Source organism: Bradyrhizobium sp. MI1.3, from assembly GCF_055811695.1.
In genome coordinates this window covers 1-214 of the sequence record NZ_JBVVPQ010000333.1, presented here as the reverse complement: position 1 = coordinate 214, position 214 = coordinate 1, and the positions used below count along the sequence as shown (strand labels likewise).

Here is a 214-nt window from a genome sequence, read left to right as displayed (position 1 = left end):
TCAGATGCGCGCTTTTTGCCTGGAATATGGGATCGCTATTCACCAGGGCGCCGGCAAGTTCAAGGCTGATCTGCCGAGGGTTTTGGCCGATCAGTCGAATGATCTAACCTCGGCGATGCGTCGCATTCTTGCATCTACATTTGACGAGCTGCGGCAGCTGGAGCTGCGGATTGCCGAGGTCAACCGCGAGATTGAGGCAATTGCCTCTCAAAGC

1 pseudogene is annotated in these 214 nt (G+C 55.6%); it reads left to right on the top strand.

Annotated elements, in window-relative coordinates:
• Positions 1-214 (top strand): annotated as a pseudogene (locus AC0L3A_RS41185) (IS110 family transposase); the annotation flags it as partial.